This is a genomic window from Streptomyces shenzhenensis (genome assembly GCF_021462265.1).
Lineage (GTDB): Bacteria > Actinomycetota > Actinomycetes > Streptomycetales > Streptomycetaceae > Streptomyces > Streptomyces shenzhenensis.
Genome location: NZ_JAJONF010000190.1, coordinates 1 through 597 on the forward strand (window position 1 = coordinate 1; position 597 = coordinate 597).

1 pseudogene is annotated in these 597 nt (G+C 68.0%); it reads left to right on the forward strand.

The features are described 5' to 3' along the window. Window positions 1-597 (forward strand): annotated as a pseudogene (locus LQ326_RS47395) (amino acid transporter); the annotation flags it as partial.

The window sequence follows — 597 nt, forward strand, 5'->3', positions numbered from 1 at the left end:
AACGTCATCGAGCGGCCCGACGGTGTGAAGATCGGTGCCTGCTTTATCGTCGGCATCATCCTCGTCTCGCTGCTCTCCCGCCTCGCCCGCGCCTTCGAACTACGCGTGACCAGCGTTTCCCTCGACGACATGGCGGAACGATTCGTCCGCGACATGGCCAGCCGCAAGATGCGGTTCATCGCCAATGAGCCGGACCGGCGCGACAAGGCCGAGTACCGCGACAAGATCGAACAGATCCGGGCCGACAACGACCTGCCGGACCCGGAGGACTTCGTCTTCGTCGAGGTGACGGTCACCGACCCCTCCGAGTTCGAGGCGGGCCTCACCGTCCACGGCGAAGTGCTGCACAGCCGCTACCGCGTGCTGACCCTGGAGTCGGCCTCCATCCCCAACGCCCTGGCCGCACTGCTGCTCCACGTCCGCGACGAGACCGGCTGCGTCCCGCACATCTACTTCGAGTGGACCGAGGGCAACCCGTTCGCCAACTTCCTGCGCTTCTTCCTCTTCGGCCAGGGCGAGGTCGCGCCCGTCACCCGCGAGGTGCTGCGCGAGGCGGACCCGGACCGCGCCCGGCGGCCCCGCGTCCACACCGGCTGA